Origin of the sequence: Bacteriovorax sp. BSW11_IV (genome assembly GCF_000447755.1) — a bacterium.
Lineage (GTDB): Bacteria > Bdellovibrionota > Bacteriovoracia > Bacteriovoracales > Bacteriovoracaceae > BSW11-IV.
On the sequence record NZ_AUNE01000026.1, the window covers coordinates 1 to 24,112 of the forward strand.

General features: G+C 35.8%; 22 protein-coding genes. 12 read left to right on the forward strand and 10 right to left on the reverse strand.

Going from position 1 to position 24,112, the window contains the following annotated elements:
- Positions 1-279 (forward strand): hypothetical protein (locus M899_RS18540; RefSeq protein ID WP_034728357.1); only part of this gene is annotated, 279 nt, incomplete at its 5' end.
- 33 nt (positions 280-312) lie between these two features.
- On the opposite strand, the gene M899_RS07175 is transcribed toward M899_RS18540, so the two are convergent.
- Positions 313-1,284 (reverse strand): hypothetical protein, encoded by a 972-nt coding sequence (locus M899_RS07175; protein ID WP_021270811.1) that lies wholly within the window; start codon positions 1,282-1,284, stop codon positions 313-315.
- A gap of 179 nt (positions 1,285-1,463) precedes the next feature.
- Between M899_RS07175 and M899_RS07180 the strand changes: the two genes are divergently transcribed.
- Positions 1,464-3,170, forward strand: coding sequence for an endonuclease/exonuclease/phosphatase (locus M899_RS07180; RefSeq protein WP_021270795.1), 1,707 nt, complete (start codon positions 1,464-1,466; stop codon positions 3,168-3,170).
- Here the strand turns inward: M899_RS07180 and M899_RS07185 are convergent.
- From M899_RS07185 to leuS, 4 genes are all read right to left on the reverse strand, one after another.
- Positions 3,167-4,459, reverse strand: a complete 1,293-nt coding sequence (locus tag M899_RS07185) for a hypothetical protein (RefSeq protein ID WP_021270798.1) — start codon at positions 4,457-4,459, stop codon at positions 3,167-3,169. The genes M899_RS07180 and M899_RS07185 overlap by 4 nt on opposite strands.
- A complete protein-coding gene (locus tag M899_RS07190) occupies positions 4,459-4,944 on the reverse strand; it encodes a hypothetical protein (RefSeq protein WP_021270783.1) in 486 nt (161 codons plus the stop codon). The genes M899_RS07185 and M899_RS07190 overlap by 1 nt, the downstream gene beginning before the upstream one ends.
- Positions 4,945-5,097: 153 nt before the next feature.
- Entirely contained in the window at positions 5,098-6,573 is a 1,476-nt protein-coding gene (gene metG, locus M899_RS07195; RefSeq protein ID WP_021270796.1) for a methionine--tRNA ligase, read from the reverse strand.
- 9 nt (positions 6,574-6,582) lie between these two features.
- Complete coding sequence (gene leuS, locus M899_RS07200; RefSeq protein WP_021270809.1) at positions 6,583-8,988, reverse strand: leucine--tRNA ligase; 2,406 nt, start codon at positions 8,986-8,988, stop codon at positions 6,583-6,585.
- A gap of 146 nt (positions 8,989-9,134) precedes the next feature.
- Between leuS and M899_RS07205 the strand changes: the two genes are divergently transcribed.
- Positions 9,135-10,967 carry a retropepsin-like aspartic protease gene (locus tag M899_RS07205; protein ID WP_021270778.1) on the forward strand — a complete coding sequence of 611 codons (1,833 nt, stop codon included), beginning with the start codon at positions 9,135-9,137 and terminating at the stop codon, positions 10,965-10,967.
- Here the strand turns inward: M899_RS07205 and M899_RS17615 are convergent.
- Entirely contained in the window at positions 10,947-11,411 is a 465-nt protein-coding gene (locus M899_RS17615) for a chalcone isomerase family protein (protein ID WP_021270802.1), read from the reverse strand. The genes M899_RS07205 and M899_RS17615 overlap by 21 nt on opposite strands.
- Positions 11,408-12,148, reverse strand: coding sequence for an acyl-CoA desaturase (locus tag M899_RS07215; protein ID WP_021270781.1), 741 nt, complete (start codon positions 12,146-12,148; stop codon positions 11,408-11,410). Before M899_RS07215 ends, M899_RS17615 begins: the two co-directional genes overlap by 4 nt.
- Before the next feature lie 153 nt (positions 12,149-12,301).
- On the opposite strand from M899_RS07215, the gene M899_RS07220 reads away from it, so the two are divergent.
- From M899_RS07220 to M899_RS07250, 7 genes are read left to right on the forward strand one after another with little or no spacing between them, the layout of a single operon-like run.
- The gene (locus M899_RS07220; protein WP_021270779.1) at positions 12,302-13,069 is read left to right on the forward strand and encodes a DUF1295 domain-containing protein; all 768 of its coding nucleotides are present in this window, start codon (positions 12,302-12,304) and stop codon (positions 13,067-13,069) included.
- Positions 13,066-13,383: a DUF1475 family protein gene (locus M899_RS07225; RefSeq protein ID WP_021270788.1), complete on the forward strand. Its 318-nt coding sequence runs from the start codon at positions 13,066-13,068 to the stop codon at positions 13,381-13,383. The genes M899_RS07220 and M899_RS07225 overlap by 4 nt, the downstream gene beginning before the upstream one ends.
- Positions 13,380-14,402: an SAM-dependent methyltransferase gene (locus M899_RS07230; RefSeq protein WP_021270785.1), complete on the forward strand. Its 1,023-nt coding sequence runs from the start codon at positions 13,380-13,382 to the stop codon at positions 14,400-14,402. Before M899_RS07225 ends, M899_RS07230 begins: the two co-directional genes overlap by 4 nt.
- 6 nt (positions 14,403-14,408) lie before the next feature.
- Positions 14,409-15,668 carry an NAD(P)/FAD-dependent oxidoreductase gene (locus tag M899_RS07235; RefSeq protein ID WP_021270805.1) on the forward strand — a complete coding sequence of 420 codons (1,260 nt, stop codon included), beginning with the start codon at positions 14,409-14,411 and terminating at the stop codon, positions 15,666-15,668.
- The gene (locus M899_RS07240) at positions 15,665-16,432 is read left to right on the forward strand and encodes a DUF1365 domain-containing protein (RefSeq protein WP_021270793.1); all 768 of its coding nucleotides are present in this window, start codon (positions 15,665-15,667) and stop codon (positions 16,430-16,432) included. Before M899_RS07235 ends, M899_RS07240 begins: the two co-directional genes overlap by 4 nt.
- Complete coding sequence (locus M899_RS07245) at positions 16,420-17,670, forward strand: SAM-dependent methyltransferase (protein WP_021270777.1); 1,251 nt, start codon at positions 16,420-16,422, stop codon at positions 17,668-17,670. The genes M899_RS07240 and M899_RS07245 overlap by 13 nt, the downstream gene beginning before the upstream one ends.
- Positions 17,667-18,632: a YbgA family protein gene (locus M899_RS07250; RefSeq protein ID WP_021270782.1), complete on the forward strand. Its 966-nt coding sequence runs from the start codon at positions 17,667-17,669 to the stop codon at positions 18,630-18,632. The genes M899_RS07245 and M899_RS07250 overlap by 4 nt, the downstream gene beginning before the upstream one ends.
- Here M899_RS07250 and M899_RS07255 read toward each other — a convergent pair.
- Both M899_RS07255 and M899_RS07260 read right to left on the reverse strand, forming a co-directional pair.
- Entirely contained in the window at positions 18,625-20,052 is a 1,428-nt protein-coding gene (locus M899_RS07255; protein ID WP_021270768.1) for a cryptochrome/photolyase family protein, read from the reverse strand. The genes M899_RS07250 and M899_RS07255 overlap by 8 nt on opposite strands.
- A complete protein-coding gene (locus M899_RS07260; protein ID WP_021270808.1) occupies positions 20,036-21,382 on the reverse strand; it encodes a TIGR01777 family oxidoreductase in 1,347 nt (448 codons plus the stop codon). Before M899_RS07260 ends, M899_RS07255 begins: the two co-directional genes overlap by 17 nt.
- A 231-nt stretch (positions 21,383-21,613) precedes the next feature.
- On the opposite strand from M899_RS07260, the gene M899_RS07265 reads away from it, so the two are divergent.
- A complete protein-coding gene (locus tag M899_RS07265; RefSeq protein WP_021270792.1) occupies positions 21,614-22,558 on the forward strand; it encodes a MerR family transcriptional regulator in 945 nt (314 codons plus the stop codon).
- On the opposite strand, the gene M899_RS17620 is transcribed toward M899_RS07265, so the two are convergent.
- Positions 22,539-23,201: an HD domain-containing protein gene (locus M899_RS17620; RefSeq protein ID WP_021270767.1), complete on the reverse strand. Its 663-nt coding sequence runs from the start codon at positions 23,199-23,201 to the stop codon at positions 22,539-22,541. The two genes, M899_RS07265 and M899_RS17620, sit on opposite strands and share 20 nt — an antisense overlap.
- A 212-nt stretch (positions 23,202-23,413) precedes the next feature.
- Between M899_RS17620 and M899_RS07275 the strand changes: the two genes are divergently transcribed.
- Entirely contained in the window at positions 23,414-24,103 is a 690-nt protein-coding gene (locus tag M899_RS07275; protein WP_021270765.1) for a hypothetical protein, read from the forward strand.
- The last annotated feature ends 9 nt before the right edge of the window (positions 24,104-24,112 follow it).

Consider the following 24,112-nt stretch of genomic DNA (forward strand, 5'->3'; position numbering starts at 1 on the left):
AAAAAAATTGCCAAGCTTTTAGGAGATGATATCTCAGAAGCAAGAATTAAGTCACTAATGTTTCATTCAACTACTATTGAAGAACAGGCCCTCGGTAATGCTTTATGGAAAGCTGTTGATATCGAAAAATTCATCGGTACCAAGTCACTTGAAGGGATGGCCCACCAAGTAATCAGAAAGCTATCGTTATATAACAATACTGCTGAATTTAATGATTATCTGAATGCACTAAGAATTTTAGTAATGAAAAAACAAAAAGGGATTGTGGAAATTTTATAAAAAAAAAGGGCCTTCGAAAAGGCCCTTATTTTTTTATTCAAATAGACAATTACTTGTTTTGATATCGTCGTAAGCAGATTGCATCTGAGCTTTTTTAGTTGCATCAGTTGTTGCTTCAATATCTTCTTCAAGAGACTTGTAGAAAGCATCTTTAACATCTAGGTTTTCAGACTTTCTAATCTTAGCAACTCTTTCGAATCTTGCTGTCCACTCGGGAAGTTTAGTTGTATCAACGTTTTCAGCAAAAATTCTATACATTTTGTGACCTGAACCTAAAAGGTTAACACGTCCTTTATCATCAGTACTCATTTTAGCCATTGCTTGAATTACATCTTTGTGAGCTGGTGTACCAGACTTAGAAAGATCAACAAGAACTGCTAGTGCAACTTCGTCTTCTTTCGCAACTTTTGCAGCATTGAAAGTTCCTAATTTAGAACTTCTCATACCTTTTTTAATAAAGTTTTGAAGTTGATTCTTAGTTTTGTAGTTCTTTTTTACTTTTTCAATTGATTTAACAACTGTTGGATCATCAATAGTGTTTTCTGAAGCTGTAATACCATTTTTAGCTAGTACATCAGCAGCACATGTAGAACATGAAAGAGAGTTAAATGAACTCAATCCGTGTCTGTCAGCAATATAGATTAGATTAGCGATAGCTTTTTCAAGCTCTTCTCTAGAAACTTTGTCTGAATCAGTATCAAGAAGCTTTACGATTTTCATAGCTTCAGCTCTGTCTGCCTTATCTTCGATAGTGCTAAGAACTTTTGTTACTTCAGCTTGTGTTGGTACTTTACCTTGAGCAGGTGAAAGCTTCATTAGGGAAAGTCTGATTTTTTCTGAAGCGACTTTTGAAGCCTCAACGTCAAAACCTTTTTTCGTTAATAGCTCAGTTACTCCACTTTCTTCAGCAAGAAATTGAAATAGTTTTGCTGCTGCAAATGATTGTGTTGAAATTCCTGCACATAGAATTAATGCAAAAATAGATTTCTGAAATGTTCTTCTCATTCTCATTCCTTTTTTGGTTCTTTAACCTAAATAGAGTCCCTATCTTATCGGGTAATGGGATGGATTCCTTTAAATTTTTGTAGGGGGTTCTATATCGCCTTTTTCAGGACTTAGCTCTACTAATCACAAAACCCTGAAAATTTTAACCTAACTCTAATATTTACAAGGACGGGTTTTCAATGGTTTACGTTTTCACAAAATTTGCTAATGGTCTCTGCTCGGGGTATTGTAGACGTCCGATTACGAGGAGAGAGCTTATTAAGTTTTTGGCCCTGCAACTCATTATTCTGTGTTTCTCAAATGTGGTCCTAGGCTTTGACGCCTTTGATGATTTTGCAGAACGCATCGACTTCTCGCAAGAATGTGAGCGCAATGCTGAATACGTATCTGAAGTGGATTACTCGGTTGATTGTGGCCTTTATTACCATCATTATAACTCTCAATCATACAATTACTCTTATCTGACCAATAGTAATTCTAAGGTTAGGATTGGATCGTGGAATGTTTTCCACCCAGGTATTGGAAAAACTCAATTTAAAGACTTTAAGCTTGTCGCAAAAATTTTAAATCAGTGGGATGTTGTCACTGTTCAAGAGCTTTTACCACTAATCGGTGATGATCTTAGACATAACGAAGCCGTGTTAGGACTTTTGGATGATGGGCCATGGCAATTAAAAAAGTTAACGGATAAATTAAGTACCCTTAATCCCGGTACAAAAGTATACGAACGAACGAAGAAGAGTATTGATGATTTAAAAGCTGATCTAAAAGAAGCAAAAACTCTCTATCGCTCTCCTGGCTACCTACAAATCTTGAACGAACTTCGAAAAATTGATCCTTCTTGGGCGCTAATTATTTCTCCTAATCCTGAAGGTACTGAGGGCTCATTTATTAATGAGCTTGTAGGTTTTTATTATAGAGCAACTTCAGTTCGTCCTACGGTAAATGAGCATTGTAGTGAATTTCGTGAAACAAAATCATTTCCAGCATTTGCATGTTACCCAGAGTTTTCTTCCAAGTTTATGTATAAAAACTACGAAGGACTTTTCTCTAGAAAACCATTTATGGCCAGTTTCCAATCAGGGAACTTTGACTTTGTTTTAATGGGAACTCATATTATTTTTAATTCACCATCTGATGAAGAACTCATGGGGAAAATCTTATCGAAAGTCTTCGGTGTCGAATCATATGATGAACTAGGGGCAGGAGTTGACTCGAAAAATTATGCTCGGTATGCCGAAGTGAAGATGACTCTAGATTTTATTAGAAAATTCAAAAAAACCTATAAAGAACAAGATTTTATTTTAGGTGGGGATTTTAATATTGAGTACAATGAGCCTTTAATTAAATCAATTCTAGCAAAATACAATGGAATTAATTTTTTAATGGAAGAACCCACGAGCTTGGCCAATAAAAGATATGTGGTTGGTGGAGTCGATAGTGAAGGGTACTCAAAGAACTTCGACCATTTCATTTTATTTAATGAAACAGATAAAGAATGTCGCTCAGGCGGTGAATATCATTTGAACAGAATTGATTTTTATTCAGGTGAAATTCTTGATTATATGAAAGAAAATTATATCGTAAGAAATGTCGGGCGATATGATCGACTCGCGCCTGATTATGAGATGACTGCCTCTGGTAAAAAGATCTATCAGAAGGCCATGAAAAAGTATGAAGAAGAACTGAAGGCCATGAGAACGATTAAACGTGGTAAAATCGTTTTTGAAAACACTTCAGTTCAAAGTAAACTTGAAACTTTTGAGCGCCGAGTTTTTCTAAACCAATTGAGTGATGACACTTTCTATGGTGTGTACCAAGAGATTATTAGTGATCACGTGCCAATTGATCTTAGTTGCAATACTTCATTTAGAGATGATGATTAATAGCTAAAGGCCGGAAAAATCTTTTTTGCTTTATCTACAAGCTCTTCTTTTTTATTGTCTGGAAAATTTGCTTTTTCCATGGCATCAAGAGTTAATTTGAAAACATCGTAATCTTTCACATTTCTTTGTATTAGTCTCATTCCTTCTTCAATGACTTTTGATAGGGGAAGAGTGCTACTGTTGACCATAAATTCTAAGGCCGTAATTGTTTCTTCATCAGTGTCACTACTCTTGTATGTATTGAGCACGTTAAGCGCCTCTTCCGCTTTGTTCATATAGATAAAGCTTGTGATGAGATTTTTTAAAATTTCTGGTTTTCCTGACGAAAGTTGTGCTGATTTTTGTAGAGACTTGCTTGCTTCGTCGAATCGGTTTTTTGTTACAAAAAACCGACCACAAATTGCAAGACCTGCTGAAAGATAAACTTTTATATTATCACTAGCGTACTTTACCTTAGAGAAGACTTGATCAAATTTAATAATATCCTCGAACATGGCATTCTTAATACTCAGTCTTGTCAAATCAGGTATTTCACTAGGGCTTAGTGGGTAGTTTTCAAGTATTTGACATGAAATATTATACTGTTTTCTTGCTTCATTTATATCCCCATAAAGAAGATATAACTCTCTAAGAGTTGGATAGTGTGTCCCATTATCTTGTAAAATTTCGAGTAATTCTTTTTCTGCTATTAAATTATCGCCTGTATTTCTTCTAATCTTCGCAAGATAAAAATTCGCCATGATTGGCATCTTATGTAAGGTTAGCGCCTCATTTAAAAGATCTTTTGCTCCGTTGTAATTTTCAGACAATATCATGGCCTTCGCTTTCTCTATTGAAAGATGATACGGTGATGGTTTGAGTTTGTACTTGATTGATTTAACAATTGATTCTTCCAGAGATTTAACGGAAAAAGGAGTCGCGATTACAGCGTCAACTTCTGTATCTAGGGCCAATCTTCCTGCGCTTGGAGAGTTGTCGTCTGTGAGTACGAAAAAACAGGCATCAATTCGATTTGGAAACGTTCTAACATGTACTTCAAGTAGATCAAGAGCTGTATACTTGATGAGGTTGTAGTGAGAGATAACAATATTGGGTCTGTTATTTTCAATGAACTTCGCAGCGCCTTTAAAATCCTCTTCAATATGTATTTTTGCATTTCCCATACCAAGCTCTATAAGGAGCTTCTTTAAAGATGTTCTATGAAGAGTCTCTGGACAAATGATTAGAGCTGTCTTCTTACTGAAGTACTTTGTACAATATTCTTTAACTTTGTCGTCTTTGTTTTTCATTAGCTTGCTTCTTTTCCTTCTTCGCTTTCATCTTCGTCTTCCAATTCATATTCGGGAGAAATAGGTGATGAGAGTTTTGTAATTTTTGTTTGTACTGATTTATAAAGATTGATAAAGCTGCGCCATTTGTTTTCTTCATATTCTAAAAATGTAAGAGAAATGATTTGGCCTGAAGAATCTTCTGTCATATTTTCAACTCTTGTATAAATCTCTAAACTTCCCTTGTAGTTGTTAGCTTTTAGTTTTTTTAAAATTTGATTCTTACCAAGTTGTGCATCAAATATATTTACAAAGAGTTTTTGACCCTTTTGACATGATTTTGCAGGAACTCTTAAAATAAGCTCATTGGTATTCATCTCACTTGGAGTTACGGCCTCAAGATCGTGTACTTTCATTCCTGAAGTTTCATTTCTAATGATAAAAAAGTGCTTAGTTCTCTTAAGATCCCCGCCTCGCAAATAATCACTAATTTTCTTTAGAAACATAAAACACCTCAAACCCATTGTAGTTGAGTGTTGAAAGATTCTGAGGTTTTTCGGGTGGAAAAATTAAAAATTAACGTTAAAGAAGTTAATATTTGATATGTGATTTTTCTTAAGAAATTGCACGGAAGTTAACCTCCGTGCAATTTTAGACATTTAATTTTCGATTTTTGGAAATAGGGGTTCGGGATTTGTTAAGTTATATACAACCTCACCAAATTTAGTTTCTTCAAATTTAGTGAACCCAACACCTAATGGTCCTAGAAGACCAGCAGCAGTTTCTGGCATGAATGCGCTGATGAGTAGTGCCACTTGGTTAATCCCAAATAGACAGTTGTAAACAACGACTTTAAGGGCCTGTGGATCTTCTTTTAGTCTCCATGGCTCTTTCTCGTTCACGTACTGATTTACTTTATTCACAGACTCCCATAGAGCGTCTAGGGCCTTGTTATGTTCACAAGCTTCCATGGCCGTTTTCATGCGAGTAAATGTGTCTTTGAAGTTCAATTCTTCAGGAACATCGACACCGTCAACTTTAGGATCAATAATCTTTAGTGAAAGTTTAACAACTCTCATGATGGCATTCCCAAGATCATTTCCAAGTTCACTATTGTGTTTTTGAACGAGTTCTTTTTCTGAAAACGCCCCGTCACTTCCAGCAGAAATTGCTCTTAGAAGGTAGTAGCGGAAAGATTCAACTGGGTACTTCGCAACCATATCCATTGGATCAACACCATTTCCAAGAGATTTAGACATTTTCTTTCCATCTTCAGCAAGGATCATTCCGTGAACGTAAACTTGCTTTGGAAGTGGAAGACCAGCGGCTTTTAGCATACATGGCCAAATCACAGCGTGGAACCAAAGAATATCTTTTCCAATTACGTGCATTGAAGCTGGCCAAAATTTCTTTTGGTCATCGTTAAGGGCCGAGTAGTAGTTAATAAGGGCGTCAAACCAAGTGTACATAACGAATTTATCGTCGTTAGGTACAGGAACACCCCAGCCTTGATTTGGTCTCGAGATCGCTAGATCTCTTAGTGATTCACCCTCAAGACGAGATAGGATTTCATTGTATTTTGATTTTGGAACGACGAAATCTGGATTTGCTTTTAAGTAATCAACCATCCATGTGTGGTAATTTGAGAGCTTAAAGAAATATCCTTCTTCCTCTTTTAGAGTAAGTGGCTTGTGGTGTTCTGGGCAAATCCCTTCAGGTGCCTGAAGATCAGTGTAGAAAGATTCACAGGCAAGACAGTACTTACCCGAGTACTTACCTGGATAAATTTCACCACCGTTACTTAGAGTATTCCAAAGATCAGTACACACGTCAGCATGTCTTTTTTCAGTTGTTCTGATGAAGTCATCATTGCTGATATTAAGCTTTGAAATAAGTTCTTTGAATTTTAAAACTTGTTTGTCGACGAATGGGGCCGTCTCTTCTCCAGCAGCTTTTGCTGATTCAATGAGTTTTTGGCCGTTTTCATCTGTACCAGTTAGAAAATGCGTTTCGTTTCCAAGGAAGCGGTTCCAACGAGCATAGGCATCAGCAACGATTTTTTCATATGCGTGCCCCATGTGTGGAGCACCGTTTGGATAATCGATCGCCGTTGTTACATAAAACTTTGATGTCATTATTTTTCCTTATTTAACTACAATGTTACAAATCTTACCTGGAACATAGATCTCTTTTACAATCGTAAGTCCAGCAATGTTCTTGGCCACTTTCTCATCTTTTTTCGCAAGATCAAGGAACTCGTCCTTTGAAATGTCTGCAGGTACATCTATTGTCGATCTTGTTTTTCCGTTTACTTGAATGGCCATAGTGATAAGGTCATCTTTTGCAAGTTCTGCATCAAATGTTGGCCATGCTTCAAAAGAAATTGATTGTGTTTTTCCAATCACATTCCAGATTTCTTCTGCAAGGTGAGGAGCTAGCGGAGAAAGAAGCTTTGCAAATGATGCGGCCGTTTCTCTATTTACAGTTTTTTTCTTAGTTGCAGTGTTATTGAATACCATTAATTGAGAAATTGCTGTGTTAAAGCGTAGGCCTTCAATATCTTCAGTTACTTTTTTAATTGTCTTATGAAGAAGCTTTGTTACTTCTGCATCTTCTGGTGCATCTGTGATGTTTTCAATATTTCCATAAAACTTACAAGATTTTTGTAGGAAGTTATAAACACCTTTAACACCTGTTGTTTGCCATGGCTTAACTTTTTCAAGTGGACCCATGAACATTTCATAAAGACGAAGAGAGTCAGCTCCAAATTCTTTTACGATATCATCTGGATTTACAACGTTTCCGCGAGACTTACTCATTTTTTCACCGTCTTCACCCAGGATTAGTCCCTGGTTAACAAGACGTTTGAACGGCTCTTTAGTAGAAACAAGGCCTAGATCAAAAAGAACTTTGTGCCAAAATCTTGCGTAAAGAAGGTGAAGTACTGCGTGCTCAACACCACCAACGTAAAGATCTACTGGCATCCAGTATTTTTCTAGATCAGCATCCCATGCCTTTTCTTCGTTTTTAGGATCGATAAAGCGTAGGTAATACCAACAAGAGCCCGCCCACTGTGGCATTGTATTTGTTTCTCTTCTTGCTTTCTTGCCAGTTTTTGGATCAGTTAGCCATAGCCATTCTTCAATTGTTGCTAATGGAGATTCTCCTGTTCCAGATGGCTCATATTTTTCAACTTCTGGAAGAGCTACTGGAAGTTCGTCTTCATCAAGACAACGAACAGTTCCATCTTCAAATTTTAGAATTGGGAATGGTTCACCCCAGTATCTTTGACGAGAGAATAACCAGTCGCGAAGTTTATAGTTAATCTTCTTCTCTCCAATGCCTTTACCTGCTAGCCATTCGATCATCTTATCAATGGCCTCTTGTTTCATAAGCCCGTCAAGGAAGTCTGAATTAACGTGAGCACCTTCACCTGTGAAGGCTTCTTCTTCAAGGTTTCCACCGCTCACAACTTCAACGATTGGAAGGTCATATTTTTTTGCAAACTCATAATCTCTTTCATCGTGACCTGGAACGGCCATGATCGCCCCTGTTCCGTAAGAGATAAGAACGTAATCAGCGATCCAAATTGGAATATCTTTTCCATTGGCAGGGTTTTTGGCGTAAGCACCAGTGAAAACACCTGACTTATTTTTGTTAAGATCAGTTCTTTCAAGATCTGATTTAAGAGATGTTGCATCGATATAATTCTTAACAGCTTCTTTTTGTTCTGCTGTTGTGATTGTATCTACAAGATCGTGCTCAGGAGCAATAACCATGTAAGTGGCACCAAATAGTGTATCTGGTCTTGTTGTGAAAACTTCAAGTTGTTTTGAAGCCCCATTGATATCAAAGCGAACTGTTGCACCAGTTGATTTACCGATCCAGTTTCTTTGAAGTTCTTTGATACTATCTGGCCAATCTAGATCGTCTAGATCAGTAAGGAGTCTTTCTGCATACTCAGTGATTTTTAACATCCACTGCTTCATTGGTTTTCTTATTACTGGGTGACCCCCAACTTCAGATTTACCATCAATAACTTCTTCGTTGGCAAGTACTGTTTTAAGAGCAGGACACCAGTTAACTGCAATTTCATCTTCAAAAGCAAGGCCTTTATTGTAAAGCTTTGTGAAAATCCATTGTGTCCACTTGTAGTAGTCAACGTTTGACGTTGCAATCTCTCTGTCCCAGTCATAAGAAAAACCAAGAGACTTAAGTTGTCTTTTGAATGTTTCGATATTTTTCTTCGTTGTAATATCTGGGTGAGTTCCTGTTTTGATAGCATAGTTTTCAGCAGGTAGGCCAAAAGAGTCCCATCCCATTGGGTGGAGAACGTTGTGACCTGTCATTCTTTTATAACGTGCAAGAATGTCTGTTGCAGTATATCCTTCTGGGTGACCTACGTGGAGACCGGCCCCTGATGGGTAAGGAAACATATCTAGAACATAATATTTTGGTTTTGATTTATCGAGTGCTTCAGTTTTGAAGGTTTTGTTTTCGTCCCAGTAATCTTGCCATTTTTTTTCAATGTCCTGAAAATTGTATTCCATAGTGTCCTCTTAATTAAAAATATACTTAGCTTAAGCACGAGAATAGTAACAAATTAAGCCCCATTTATAAAGCGGCATTAGCTTCTAAGCTAAAGAAAACACAGGGCTTTTCCGATATGAATGAAGGCCCAATTTTAAGGATATTTATGTATTTTCAGAGAGTTAGAATCTTACTCGTGCTTTTGGCAACCATTTTTATTGGTTTAGGAAGTGCTCACGCCTTTAAAATTCCCATTATTAAAGAGATTTCTGGTCTCATCATCATAGAAATTAACATTGGTGGAAGGCCTCATAAGTTTGTATTGGATACGGGCTCAAATGCAAACTTTGTAGATCCAACAGTCGTTGAAGAATTCGAAAAGGCGAAGAATTTAGTTCGCAATGAAGATCTTGATAGAGAAGTGAATACATTCAATGGACGTGTTAAGGCCAAAGGCTATGAGTTAAATTTTGATTTAGGTAAATTCCGATTTAGTAAGATGGCCACTTATGCTATGAACAGCAAGCGCTTTGATAAAAAGAACGATGGAATAGATTGTTGTAGTGGTATTTTGGGAACACCTTTCATCATGGAACATGCTCTTTTGGTTGATACCAAGAAAAAAAATGTTAGTGTTTTTGACCCCAAATCAAAAGAAGCGAAGTCTCTCTCTGGAAAGTTACCCTTCGAAATTGTCGGGAATAATATTATAAAAGTAAGTTGTTCAGTTGCAGGGAAGCCTTTAGTTCTAAGGCTTGATAGTGGTTCAGAAGCGCCACTTGTTTATCACTCTGACTTTACCAATAATAATTCGTTATTAGAAAAGGCCACGCTTAAGGGCTATCACAAAGGAGCTCTCTTTGTGGATTTAGGTGAACTTGAGTGTCAGGGGTTGAAATTTAATATTGATGGTTTTGTGTACAGAGGGGTTGGGGGAGCATTGTCCCATGCCTATTTTGATGGAAATCTTGGGGCACAGCTTTTAGGAAAAAAGTATGTGATCGATATGAAAAAAGGTTACTTTCTTCTTGAGAAGAGTAAGAACGACTTAAAAATATCTAAGAAACCATATAAACTCGATTTAAAAGAATATACAAAAACTGATATTGGTGCCTTAAAGCAAGCAGAAATACTATTGATTAATTCTTGCGCGGCCGTTGATCATGTTGAAGATTGTTTAAAAAAATGGTGTCAACTTGAGGGGATGAAATGCGATATTCAAAGTGGGACAAATGATCTCATGACAATCATTTCGACTGTCTTTGATAAAACGAAAAACGATTGTAGCTTTGGAACTCTGTATTCTGCTCTCGTTAAAGATGCATTGAAGTATAATTATTGTTGGTGGAAAAATGCTTTTGAAACAAAAGCAAAAAAAGAATTTCTCTCAGTAAAAAAAACGATCAAAAATAAGAAAAAACTTCTGAAAAATGTTGAGTATTATGTTGTCGGTGATCAGATAAAATTTACTCAAAGAATGTATTGTTATGCCGTGTATTCTAAATTGATTACAACTGATTCTGTTCCGCCATCGTATTTTGCATTATCGGTTCGTGGAATGAGTTTATCTAAGCAAGGTATTGAAGGTTACAAGCAGTGGTCAAAAACAACAGAAGGTGAGCAGTGCCAAAGTTGGATCAACGAAAAATTCGGTCCACACAAGCTTACATTGCCTGAACTCTTTTCTAAACATGATTACGCAATCTATGTTAATCCTTACACCATTTTAGGTGATGGTATTAGTGGATTTGATGTAAATATCTATAAAACAGTTTCTCATGAAAACTTACATGCAATATATGCGAAATTTCCAAGGGCCAAAGAGCATGCCAAAGAAATTTGGGAGAAGGCCTCAAAGTCAGAAAAGGATTCTTTCAAAAGCGAGCATCCTAGTTACGACTTTAATAATGAAGAGACCTTGTATAAAGAATTTTTCTCATACTCTTATGAGGGTTCTCCTGAGGCCATTTATAAAATTTTAGGAGTTAAGACCAAGTAGTGATGATTTAATTTTTTCACTAATTGGCTTTGGACCCAACCAAGGAAGAAGCACAAGTTTGGCTAAATTTTCATCTGTAATGACTCCTAAAGTTTTATCGTTACAAATGAATTCAACTGTATTGTTCTTTATAGAAATTACAAATCTATCACCCTCTTTGAGATTGGGGGTATGACTCATAATCCATTCAAATTCTTTTTGTCTCTTTGAAAGATCTATATCATTTTTTTCAAGACCAACCTGCCAACCTTGCTTTGAAATGTCTCTATCAATGTCTCGTTTATATAAAAGCTCAAGTTTAACATGGGTATTGTCATTGTTGGCATAGTAACTAATTTCATAAATATCAATTGCGAAAATGGAATATTCTAAAAGAGCTTTGCCCTTTAATTCTAAAGCAAAAGTACTGTGAACTAAGAGTAAGAACCAAAAAAAATATTTCATAAACAGGATCTCTTAATTTTAATTATTTTAAAGTAATCCAGAAGTCTTATTAAAAAAAATGTTGGATCAAATTCATACCACTTATGGGCAAAATTAATTTTTTGACAGCTGTAATGATGATTGTTTTGATAGAGCTCTCCCATTAAAGGGATATCCCAAATTAAAGTGTTTCTACTATTGTCACCTAGATCATAATTTCTACGCCCAAGATTATGGCCGAACCAATTTACAATTGCTCCTTGAATGGGTCCCATCACTGAATGAATAGGAACTGCGAAAAGAATTATTAGGGGATGAACCTCTAAGTATATATAGAGAATTAAAAATGCGATTGGCCACACAAATACATTTAGATTTGTGCGTGAGAAATCATCAATGCTTTTCCAGGATGGATAGTGATGCTCAATTGTTTTGTCGATTTTCTCATCCTCTGTATTTAGAATTTCGTGATAATACTTATAAGTATGAATCATCATATCCATAATATTTTTATGATTATCTGGAGAGTGAGGGTCTTTCGGAGTGTCACTATGTGCATGATGTTTTTGATGGAGAATGGAATATGAACGTGGATTTAAAAAACTTGATCCTTGGCAAATAAAGGTAAGTAGGTAGAAGAATCTTTCCCAAAATTTAGACATGGTAAACATCTTATGCGCACAATATCTATGCAAAAAGAAAGATTGGCAAAATAAGGAAGAGAACCAATGCAAGATAAGCAAGTATAAGGCAACCATAATTTCATCTCCTTCTAATACAGTAATTTAGCATAAGTATGGAGGTCAGGGGCTAACTTTCGTAGGCCGTCTACTTATTGTCTACTCTGTTGTAGGGGCCATCAGTCTAAGTTCGGTCTAAAATAGCAAATATACACAAACCTAGGGACTAAAATGAATGCCTATAGTTTGACTTTAGTTTGCTTAATTGGCCTTTTCCATTTGTTTTATGCAGTTGCCGTTTGGCGAAAGGACTTTTCTGTCATCGATATTTGCTGGGGGCTTGGGCATCTCGTTCCTCTATATTTTTCTCTTACTTTTTCTTCACATATTGAACTTCGTCAAATATTTGTCTCGGCCATAGTTTTTCCATGGGCACTACGTTTGTCTATGTATATCCATTATCGCAGCATCGGCAAAGGTGAGGACCATCGATATAAAAAAATGAGATTGGGCTATGGAGATAAAGCAAATATAAAGGCCTATACGAATATTTTCTGGCTGCAAACAATTTTGTTGTTCGTCATCTCCCTGCCAATATTGTTTATAAACTTATCTCCTGAAAATGATATTTCTTATTGGGATTATGCAGGTTTTTTCATTTCTATCTTGGGACTTCTTATTGAAACAATTGCTGATTGGCAAAAGCATAAGTTTAAAAAGTCTTATCCTGATAAATTAGTGACAACAGGTCTGTGGAAATATAGCCGACATCCTAATTATTTTGGAGAATGCCTTGTTTGGTGGGGTGTTTTTCTTATGTCTATAGGTGCTCAAGTTTGGCAATGGAGTTTATTCTCGCCTTTATTTTTAACATTTTTAATTTTGAAAGTTTCGGGCGTTTCAATGTTGGAAAAAAATTATACTAATAGAGAAGGATATGATGATTATAAAAGAAAAACGTCATCTTTTATTCCATGGTTTCCTAAGGAGCTAAGATGAGAAAAGTAATTATTAGCATTAATCTTATTCTTTTTTTAGCGATGGTCTATACGACTCTTTGGGCATCTTTTCAAATTAATTTATTTGATGAGCTTGAAAGTTATATCGATATGCCTTGGTTTAGGGCAACTCTAATTGATTTCTATATTAACCAATTTGTTATTTGGATTTTCGTTCTTTGGAATGAAAGAAAGAGATTGGTGGCCTTCGCGTGGCTGCCCGTATTCATTTGTTTTGGAAGTATGGGGACAACACTATATGCAATATTTTTCTGTTTCAAAAATAAGAATCTATTTAAAAGGGAGACGTTATGATTGATACGATAGTGGCCAAAGGAATGATTCCTGATTTCTTTTTACGTAAAGGTATTCAAAATTTAGTTCAAAAAAGATTGAAAGAAATTTCTAGTGCTCATGTCGACCTTTTAGAAAAACGTCGCCAGTCTTTAATCAAAGAGTTGAAGCTCTCTCCAATTGCAATTGAAACAGATTTAGCAAATGACCAGCATTATCAAGTTCCCTCAGGCTTTTTTGAGAAAGTGCTAGGTGAAAACATGAAGTATAGTTGCGCTTTTTTTGAAAAGGGCAATGAATCTTTAAAAGAAGCTGAGTCCAAGATGCTAAAAATTACTTGCGAAAGGGCACAGATCAAAGATGGTATGAAAATACTTGAGCTTGGATGTGGATGGGGTGCAATCACTCTTTATATGGCCAAACAGTATCCGAACTCAGCAATTACAGCTGTATCGAACAGTAAAACACAAAGAGAATTTATTCTGAATAAGGCACAGAAGCTTGGGCTTTCGAATGTTGAAGTCATTACTGCCAATATGATTGATTTTGATACAGATTTGAAATTTGATCGAGTTGTTTCTGTAGAGATGTTTGAGCATATGAGAAATTATGAAAAACTTCTCGAAAAAATTTCAAAATGGCTAAATGACGAAGGGAAACTTTTTGTTCATATTTTTGTTCATTCAAAATTTAGTTATAAATTTGAAGTGAATGATGAAACTGATTGGATGTCTAAGTACTTCTTCTCTGGCGGAATTATGCCGAGTGAACACCTCCTTTATTATTTTCAGAAAGATTTATCTATTAAAAATCATTGGACGTTATCTGGGCGACATTATGCTCAAACGGCCAGAAAATGGTTGAATAATATGGATGATAACAAAAGTGACATTATGAAAGTCTTCAACGATCACTATGGTCCAAAAGATGCCATGAAATGGTTTAATTATTGGCGTGTCTTCTTTATGTCTTGCGAAGAATTATGGGCCTTTGATGATGGTCGTGAGTGGCTAGTGGGACATTATTTATTTGAAAAGTAGGTATATATGAAAAAAATGGCCATTATTGGTACTGGTATTTCTGGAATGAGCTGTGCTTATTTTTTACAAGATCATTTTGATATAACGATTTTTGAGAAAAATGACTATATCGGTGGTCATACAAATACAATTGAAACTTGTTACGAGGGTGAAAAGGCCGTTTTTGACACAGGCTTCATGGTTTTTAATGAAGTTACTTATCCCAATTTGTTGAAGTTGTTTAAAAAACTCGATGTCAATTACTATGATACACAGATGAGTTTCTCCGTGGCCGATAAAAATATTGGTGTTGAGTATAATGGATCAAGTCTCGGTGGACTTTTTTCTCAGTGGCAAAATATTTTTAACTTAAAGCATTTAAAAATGCTCTTCAATATAGATCGCTTTAATAAAAAATCTCCTCAGATTTTAAGTGACGAGTTCTATAGTGATATGACTGTCAGTGAATTTGTTGAGAAATGGCAATTGGGGGAAGAGTTTCTTCATCGATTTCTCGTTCCCATGTCTTCTGCTGTCTGGTCAACTCCACATGATAAAATGCTAGAGTTTCCAATCAAAACACTTGTTCGCTTTTTCTTTAATCATGGTTTTATGGGATTAAATACTCAACATCAATGGAAAACAGTGGAAGGTGGAAGTCGTGAGTATCGCGATAAGTTAATTGCAAGTTTTAAAGATAGAATAAAAGTAAGCTCAAAAGTCGAGCGTGTCGTTCAGCACCGAGAGGGTGTGGATGTGTACGTTAATGGAGTTAAACATTCTTTTGATAAAGTAATAATGGCCTCTCATGCTGATGAATCCTATGCGGTAATAGATAACCCTACAGATGTGCAAAGAAGTATTCTTAGTCAATTTTCTTATCATGAAAATACAGCGATTGTTCATACCGATATTAATGTATTACCGAAATTAAAAAAGAACTGGTCTGCTTGGAATTATATTTCAGACACTGGAGCGAGAGGAACTCAAACTTTTACGGTTTACAATATGAATGTCTTACAGAATTTGAAAACTAAGCATCATTATCTCATCAATATTAATGGCGAAGAATTTATTTCAGAAAATAAGATTATTAAAAAGATTAAATATCATCACCCTGTATTTGATATTCATGCTGTTAACGCGCAAAAAAGAATCCATGAGCTAAATGCTTCTCATTCAAATATTTACTTTTGTGGAGCTTGGCAACGTTATGGGTTTCATGAAGATGGACTTCTGTCTGCAGTAAACTTATGTGAGTCCATTCTTGGAAAAGAGGTTCTATGAACTCTTATTTAATCAATGTAAAAGTTAAGCATACTCGCTTTTCACCAAAAAGATACTCCTTTGGTACCAAGTTCTTTTGGTTTTGCATTGATTTAAATGAACTTGATGAGATTACAAGAAAATTTCCTCTCATTGGTCATAATGATTTTGGCATATATGTTTTTAAAGATAGTGATCATTTGAAATTCGGTTCAGCAAGTCTAATGAACAATGTAAAAACTTATGTTTCTCAATTTGAAACCAAGGAAATTACAAAGGTTGAATTGATTACAAATTTGCGTTTTCTCGGATACGTTTTTAATCCTGTTTCGTTCTTTAAAATTACTTTCGCAGACAGTTCTACGTCGGCCATTCTTCAAGTCGGAAATACTTTTAATGAGATTAAACCATTTTATGTTCATTCAAAATGTATGAATAAGAACGGTTTTAGTATTACCGAGACAAAAAACTATTATGTATCTCCATTTATTCAGATGGATTCTGTTCTGAAGTTTTGCTTTAGTGAAAAAAATAAGAAAATTAATATTTCTGTGACTTCAAGTGTTCACGACGAAGTTGTTCTTAGTGCTGTCGCAAGTGGGAGAAAGGAAGAGTTATCTGTCATAAATCTTCTTTGGATGACTATTCGATATCCTTTTAACACATTGAAGATAATTACGCTTATTCATTGGCATGCCCTCATTTTATTTTTAAAGAGAATTAAATATTTCAAAAAAACAGATGATAAAAATCTTCAAATAGGAGCTCAAATATGGAAAATTTAAAATATGTAGATATTGAAAAAGTAGAAAATAAAGGTCTTGCCCGAACACTTGTGTGTTCTTTACTAAAAAGAATGAACAAGGGGAGATTAACTCTTACATTTCCAGAAGGTCTTATCGTTCAAATCGGCGATGGCATAGGGCTTAGTGCTGAAATAGTAATAAAAAACGAAGGTTTTTTTAAAAAGTGCATGCTTAGTGGAGATATAGGTTTTGGGGAATCTTATTCTGATGGTGATTGGGATACGCCTGATCTAACGGCCGTGGTGAAATGGCTTATTTTTAATCTAGACAATGTTGCTCTGGCTTCGGGGAGTAAAAGAAAGAGTCCAATGATGAATTTAATGAGCCTTATGAATAGGGTTGGACATATTTTTAATCGAAATTCAAAGTCTGGTAGCCAGGCCAATATTTCATATCACTATGACATGAGTAATGATTTTTTCAAACTGTTTCTAGATAAAACGATGACATACTCATGTGGCATTTTTCAAGATGGCGAAGATTTGTATAAATCTCAACTCGCTAAGTATGAACAACTTTGCAAGGATCTTGATTTAAAAGAAGGTGAACATGTTCTTGAGATCGGTTGTGGTTGGGGTGGCTTTGCAGAATATGCTGCGACTCACTATAAGGTTAAAGTGAAAGGAATCACAATTTCAAAAGAGCAGTATGATTATGCTAAAGAAAGAATTGCAAATGCCAGACTAGAAGATCTTGTAGATATTGTTTTTTGTGACTATCGTAATTTAGAAGGTCAATTTGACAAAATTGTCTCTATTGAAATGATTGAAGCCGTTGGTGATGAGTTTTTACCAACATACTTTGAAAAAGCATCTTCTTTACTTCGTGCAAATGGAGTTTTTGTTATTCAGGCCATTACAAGTCCGGATAGTAGATATGAGTCTTTTAAAACTGGTGTAGATTGGATTCAAAAGCATATTTTTCCAGGATCACTGCTTCCATCTGTAGGGGCCATGAATAGAGCAATTGAAAAAACTGACTTTCATATCTTCTCATTGAGAGATATTGGACTTCATTATGCTACAACTTTAAGAAAGTGGCGTGAGCGCTTCGAAGAGAATTGGGGCACAATTGCAGAGTTAGGATATGATCTTGAGCTAAAAAGAAAATGGATTTATTATTTTTGTTACTGCGAAGCTGCTTTCGCTATGAGAAATATTTCTAATGTACAGGTTGTATTTATAAAACCTAATAATACAGAGGTTCATCAATTATGAAGCCAACTTTAGATAAGCAAAAACCTACAATTGTTGTAAGTGCATGTCTGATGGGTGATAGCGTGAGATGGAATTCAACAGCGGCGACTTGCCGCTTTATCACAAATGAGCTTGCAAATCACGTGAATATTATCACGATTTGTCCTGAAATGATGATGGGACTTGGCGTTCCTCGCCCAGCAATTAGACAGGGGGTACATTTAAGTGATCCACATAAAAAATTAATTGTTGAATCCAAATCAAGTCGTGACCACACAGAACTTGTTGAAGCTACAAAAGCACCTGTTGTCGAAAAATGTCATAACGTCGAAGGTTTTATAATGAAGGCCAAGTCTCCAAGTTGTGGACTTGAAAAAGTAAAACTCTATAATCTAGACAACGGACACAGTATTGATCATAGACAAAAGGGCGTGTTTGCTGAAGTGTTGATGGATACTTTTAAAGATGCAAGCTTTATTGACGAAGGGCGATTGATAGATCATCACTTAAGAGAACACTTTGTCATTGGTATTTTTTCTCTGTTTAATTTGAAATCCATAGAACCAAGCTTAAGTTCTCTTCAGAAATTTCATGCTGAATATAAATATCTTCTCATGTCGTATAATTCTTATGCTCTTAAGAAGTTGGGTGATCTATGCGCAAATAGAAATAATGATTCTTTTGAGTCTGTTTATGACAAGTATTATGAACTATTTAGTCAAACGATTAAACTCCCCTTAGATACAGGTAAGGTCTATAATACTCTTGTTCACATATATGGCTATTTTAAGAAGATTGTTGACGATAAAGAAAAGCATCATATTCTTGGACTTCTAGATCAGTACAAAAGAGGAAGTTTGCCAATGACAGTTCCTCTTGAAATTCTCAATTATCTTACCAAAAAATATGAAGTGAAATACTTGGCCGCCCAGAAAATCTTTGCGCCTTATCCTGAAGAATTGGCGCTCAGACGATTTATTTAATTGTTTTATAGAGCTTTAAACATTCTTCCCGTCTAACAGCATAATTCACAATAGGAGAAGGGTAGTCTTCTCCTATTTTACATTTTGCTTCAATTTGCTTAAGAAGATCACACTCGTGAGGGGCATGAATATCTTTATTACTAAAATGTGAAAGCTCAGGGCAAAATCTTCTTATGTATTCCCCATCAGCATCGAATTTTTTTGATTGGGCATAGGGGTTAAAGATTCTAAAATAAGGGGCCGCATCACAACCTGTTGATGATGACCATTGCCATCCACCATTATTTGCAGCTAAGTCAAAGTCCATTAGTTTATCTGCAAAATACTGTTCACCAACTTTCCAATCTTGCAGCATTATTTTGCAAAAATAGCTGGCCACAATCATTCTCAGTCTATTTGGCATAGTTCCATAAAGATAGAGCTCACGCATGGCCGCATCGACGATAGGGACACCCGTTTCACCAAGTTTCCACTTCTCTATAATCTTATTATCTGTTGGCCATTGAATGTCGTTATACTCGTCTTTAAATGCGGCCTTCTCAACTTTAGGAAAATTGAAGAGAATCATTTGATAAAACTCACGCCAAATAAGCTCATTTAGCCAAGATTTCTCTCCCGAATTCTTTCCCTCTGCACAAATATCTACAAGCTCTCGAATTGAGATGAGCCCAAAACGAATATAAGGGCTAATATTTGAAGTTCCCTCTCTTGATGGAAAGTCTCTAAGATGATTATAGTCGTAAATTTTAGTTTTAAATTTTTTTAAGCGGGCCAAGGCCTCTGATCGTCCACCTTTAACAAAAATGTTTTCAGTGTACTGAAACCCAATTCTATTCATCCAATCAAAGTTAGAAATTGATAATTTATTATTGAATATGTGGAAGCTGCTTTTTGTGACTTTGAATTTTTTTAATCGTTGCGGGTTTTGTTGTAGTCGGGCCAACCAGGCCCTAGAGTAAGGTGTAAATACTTTATAGGGAGTACCATCATTTTTTACGACATCTTTGCCTTCAAAAATAACGTGGTCACGAAAGTTTTCGACATCAATATTTAATTTTTTAAGCTCATTAATTACATTATTGTCCCTTGTAATTGCATAAGGCTCGTAGTCTCTATTGAAAAAGACTTTTTGAGCTTTAAGTTCTTTTGCAATATTTGGAATTTCTGTACAGGGATCACCATAGAGTATTGTGAGTGATGATCCATGTGAAATTAGTTCTTCTTCAATTTCTTTTAAAGAGTCATAGATAAAAGTAAGTCTAAGATCTTTCTTATCTTTTATTTTATCTAGGATTATTTTATCAAAAACAAAGACAGGGATAACTTCATATCCCTGAGCTATTGCTGCAGCAAGTGCAGTATGGTCTTCTAGGCGTAAATCCCTCCTAAACCATACAAGAGCTTTATTTGAAGATTTCATTTAAGGCCTTTTTTCTAAATTCAAATACTTTTTTAATATCCTTGTGAACAAGAGGCATCACAATACTTCCTAGGGGACCAAGTGGCATTTGATAGCGAACTCTATCAATAATTAAAGAACCATTGTTCACTGAGAAAAAATGGTGCTCGTGGATCCATTTTTTATAGGGTCCTTTGAGTTGGATATCTGTAAAACTTTGTTCTTTGAGGTTTTTAATTTTACTTACCCATTTTAATGGGAGTCCATATTTTTTAAATTTATATGAAAGTTCTACTCCTTCCTCTACCTTTTGAGGGGCCTGATCAATGATTGAAAAATTCATTTCTTTCGGAGTAATTTTTGAAAGATTGCTTGGATCTTGAAAGAAGCGAACGATATCACTGTTTTCTTTTTCAATGAATTGCGTCTCTAGTATTTCACCATCACATACAGAATCGAGGGCCTTTTCGATAGTATCGTATTTAAACTTGAAATTTAAGTCTAAAAGCTTTTTGGGAATTACTTGAACACTATCTAACATAAGAGAGGACATTTCACCGAAGACAATCTTAAGCATTAGAGTTGGGGCCGGAAAAAGATTTGGAATACCGACACTCTTTGATAGTGCTTTTGAAAAATCTTTATTCGACACTATTTGCGGAGAAACAGCATTAATCGCTCCAGTTATTTTTTCGTTTTCGAGAGCATCTATATAAATAGAAACGAGATCATCCACATGAATCCAGCTCATTTTTTGAGCACCAAATCCAATAGGTCCACCTAATCCGAGTCTAAATAATGGCAGCACTTTTGCCATCATACCTTCATTTGCATCAATAACAACTCCTATCCTAGGATTCACGATACGATCGACCTTAGTGGCGATATGAGAGGCCTTTTCCCATTCACTGCAGACATGAGCAAGGAAGCCGTTGTCTTGTTCTCCATCTTCAGCAACAGGTGTGGCCAAGTTTACTTTATAAATCCCTACGGCCGAGGTTGAGATAAATACTTTAAGATTTGTTTCTCGATATTGATTGATGGCGTTTGCCAGATTTTTTGTTCCATCTATTCGTGAACTTGTAATTTTTTGCTTTTGATTATCTGACCATCTTTTACTAGAAAGGTTTTCACCCATTAAATTGATAATAGCATCGCACTGTTGGATGGCCTCTTTTGGGGCCAAGTCCTTTGCTGGTTGCCAGCTATAATATTGACCAGGAAGATTCAATTTTTCCCTTGCAGTTTTTGCGTCACGAGAGAGAACTATGATTTCATGACCATTAAGTACGAGATTCGTGCAAAGTTTTTTTCCAACGAGTCCAGTTGCTCCAGTTACCAAAACTTTCATATTTTCCTCCAATCTTTACTCTCTTTATTATAGTTCTTGCTGTCCTTCTGTCTTACTTAATCTGATCTTTGGTCGTTAGACATTGTTTATACAAAACCTCGATAAATCTCATGATTTATACATTTTGTCTTTATAATCAATTACTTATAAGTTTTGTTGATTCTTTGACAAATTTCGTATTTATGAGATTTATGTGTATCCTATGTAGAGGTCTTAAAAAGGGGTTCTTATATGTCTAAATATCCAATTCAAGTGGCATCAAAGCTTTCAGGCGTTGGTGTACATACACTTAGAGCATGGGAAAAGCGCTATCATGCTGTAGAGCCAGTTCGTAATGATTCTGGCCGCAGATTGTATAGCGATGATGATGTAGAAAAACTTCGTCTTCTAAGTGACCTTTGTTCTCTAGGAAATAATATTGGTGCAATTGCTTCTAAGCAATTAAGCGAACTCAATGAGATGATGGAAAAACTCAGCGGTCGTGAGGTGAGGGTACCAAGTTCAGATCAAAATAAAGTAGAGAGTAGTAACGGTGTTATTGATATACCAGAGTCTTTAAAGAGTTTAACTCTTGCTCTTGAATTTTATAAACTGGATGTAATTTCTCACGAAGTTAAAAAACTAATTCTGGCACTGTCGCCAAAAGATTTTGTCTATAAAATCATGATCCCTTTGCTTCAAGATGTTGGATTTCGTGTTGAAAGAAAGGCCTTCTCTATTGCACAGGAACATGCTCTCTCAGCTATTTTAAAATTTCACATTGGCCATATGATCTATCAAAGCTATCAGCAACGTAAGAAAAAGCAGTCGTTGATTGTAATCACAACTCCAGAAGGCGAACTTCATGAATTCGGTATACTGATGGCCAGCTTATTATGCTGTCACTTCGGAGTCACATTTTATTACTTAGGCCCAAACTTACCTGCAGATGCTCTGGCCGATGCGATGAAGTCTCTTAATGCTGATGCCGCAATCATTGGCACGACAGTTGTTACAAACAACTCAATTGATCTTGATGTGTATATTGAACAGTTGATGAAAAAGACACCAAAGCAGTCACAAATTTGGGTAGGTGGTTTAGGGCATTTTAGTTTTGAGAACTTTGCTTCAAATAAAAAATTTAAGTATCTGCCGACAATTAAACATCTTGAAGGACTTATTCAGCAATTAGATTAGAAATGATTTGATCAATAATTTCTTTTTCTTTGTCTGAGACTGAGCGTATGAGATTTTCTAAGATATGGCGTGTTTCCTTAGAGTATCGAATAGCAAAAGAAGGGTCTGCAATTTTGAGATCAGAAACATTGTCTAGACGATCACAAAGCTTAATAAAAAAAGCTTCGCTAGACATTCTATTTATCTTCTTAGAAAGATAATGAACTTTCCCATACCTCTGAGACAGGAGTTTATTTGTTGTAAGCTCCCTTACTAGATTCGCAACTTCCTTACCGAATATTTTTCTAATTTCATTATACGTTGCGCTCGTGTCTTCTAGCGTGTCGTGAAGTAGTGCCGCTATTACTTGATTGGTACTTCCACCATTATTTAAAACAGTATGGGCCACTCTGACAGGGTGATAAAAATAAAGCGATGAATCTACTTTTCTAATTTGTCCGTAGTGTTTTAGATAACTAAACTCAATGGCCTTTTTAATGAGTTGATGATTCTTTCCTACAAGAAGATTTTGAACGAATTTATTTTTTAAAAAACTTTCTTGATGAAAAATTGTGACCTTTTCAAAGCACGCATCAATAGATAGGGGTGCGAACCCTAGAATTGCGAGGCAAAGAATGAGGATGATCCTGATTTTGTCGTTCATTGTGGGGCCATAATGAACCGCACATGGCCTAGACGCAAACTCATTGTAAATTTTTTAGAGAGTTAATGGGGACAAAAAGTCACTAAATGCAATTAAGTATTGATTATTAGGTAGTAAGTAAGTGTCTGACTTTACAAGTAGTAATCACGCGTAAAATTTTCTATTTTTAAAACATACCCAGAGGGGAAATAAGATCAGAAAAGGAGAGAGAGATGAGAGCAATGATGACGAAATTAATGTTAGTAGCAACTTTATCACCACTTTGTATCAGCACATTGGCCAGCCCTCTTGATCCGGCGATTAGAGATTGTCGTGAAAAAGTAAGATTCCAAAATGAGCAAATAGCGAGCTTAAGAGTCGATGTTCAGTCTGCTCAAAGACAGGCCCAAACTCTAAGAGATGATAACGCTGCCCTAAACCTTAAAGTAAAGGACCTGAGATCTGATAAAGATACTCTTCAAGATAAAGTTCAAAGACTAAGGGAGGACTTAAGGGTTTGTGAAGATCGTAGAGGACCACGCGAAGAAGTTGAACGTCTAAGAAATGAGAATGAGATTTTAAAGCGTGAAGTTGCAAGACTAAATCTTCAAGTTCAAGATCTTAAAGATCAGCTAGAAGAGCAAAATGGAGGGGGACAACAAGCGAAGACTAAGATTATCAAGGCCTGTGCTTCAATCCAAAATTCATTCTACTCAAACCGCTGTGTGGAAACAGCATTATCACTTGAAGTTAAACCAAACGTAGTCGTAGCATGTATCGACTCAGTACAATTAGATATGTACAAAGTTGAATGTATCGATGTCGCAGCTCGTGTGAAAGCAACTGCGCCTCAAGTAAAGGCCTGTGGTAAAACACAAGGTGGAGACTTTTGGATTGTTAGATGTATCTCAGAAGTTCAATAATTATAGAGG

Coding starts and splice junctions, on each gene's coding strand:
- M899_RS07180 (WP_021270795.1), top strand. CDS start 1,464: ATGGTTTACGTTTTCACAAAATTTGCTAATGGTCTCTGCTCGGGGTAT.
- M899_RS07230 (WP_021270785.1), top strand. CDS start 13,380: ATGATTGATACGATAGTGGCCAAAGGAATGATTCCTGATTTCTTTTTA.
- M899_RS07205 (WP_021270778.1), top strand. CDS start 9,135: ATGTATTTTCAGAGAGTTAGAATCTTACTCGTGCTTTTGGCAACCATT.
- M899_RS07250 (WP_021270782.1), top strand. CDS start 17,667: ATGAAGCCAACTTTAGATAAGCAAAAACCTACAATTGTTGTAAGTGCA.
- M899_RS07185 (WP_021270798.1), bottom strand. CDS start 4,459: ATGAAAAACAAAGACGACAAAGTTAAAGAATATTGTACAAAGTACTTC.
- M899_RS07235 (WP_021270805.1), top strand. CDS start 14,409: ATGAAAAAAATGGCCATTATTGGTACTGGTATTTCTGGAATGAGCTGT.
- M899_RS07245 (WP_021270777.1), top strand. CDS start 16,420: ATGGAAAATTTAAAATATGTAGATATTGAAAAAGTAGAAAATAAAGGT.
- leuS (WP_021270809.1), bottom strand. CDS start 8,988: ATGGAATACAATTTTCAGGACATTGAAAAAAAATGGCAAGATTACTGG.
- M899_RS07220 (WP_021270779.1), top strand. CDS start 12,302: ATGAATGCCTATAGTTTGACTTTAGTTTGCTTAATTGGCCTTTTCCAT.
- M899_RS07240 (WP_021270793.1), top strand. CDS start 15,665: ATGAACTCTTATTTAATCAATGTAAAAGTTAAGCATACTCGCTTTTCA.
- M899_RS17615 (WP_021270802.1), bottom strand. CDS start 11,411: ATGAAATATTTTTTTTGGTTCTTACTCTTAGTTCACAGTACTTTTGCT.
- M899_RS07275 (WP_021270765.1), top strand. CDS start 23,414: ATGAGAGCAATGATGACGAAATTAATGTTAGTAGCAACTTTATCACCA.
- M899_RS07255 (WP_021270768.1), bottom strand. CDS start 20,052: ATGAAATCTTCAAATAAAGCTCTTGTATGGTTTAGGAGGGATTTACGC.
- M899_RS07190 (WP_021270783.1), bottom strand. CDS start 4,944: ATGTTTCTAAAGAAAATTAGTGATTATTTGCGAGGCGGGGATCTTAAG.
- M899_RS07175 (WP_021270811.1), bottom strand. CDS start 1,284: ATGAGAAGAACATTTCAGAAATCTATTTTTGCATTAATTCTATGTGCA.
- metG (WP_021270796.1), bottom strand. CDS start 6,573: ATGACATCAAAGTTTTATGTAACAACGGCGATCGATTATCCAAACGGT.
- M899_RS17620 (WP_021270767.1), bottom strand. CDS start 23,201: ATGAACGACAAAATCAGGATCATCCTCATTCTTTGCCTCGCAATTCTA.
- M899_RS07225 (WP_021270788.1), top strand. CDS start 13,066: ATGAGAAAAGTAATTATTAGCATTAATCTTATTCTTTTTTTAGCGATG.
- M899_RS07260 (WP_021270808.1), bottom strand. CDS start 21,382: ATGAAAGTTTTGGTAACTGGAGCAACTGGACTCGTTGGAAAAAAACTT.
- M899_RS07265 (WP_021270792.1), top strand. CDS start 21,614: ATGTCTAAATATCCAATTCAAGTGGCATCAAAGCTTTCAGGCGTTGGT.
- M899_RS07215 (WP_021270781.1), bottom strand. CDS start 12,148: ATGGTTGCCTTATACTTGCTTATCTTGCATTGGTTCTCTTCCTTATTT.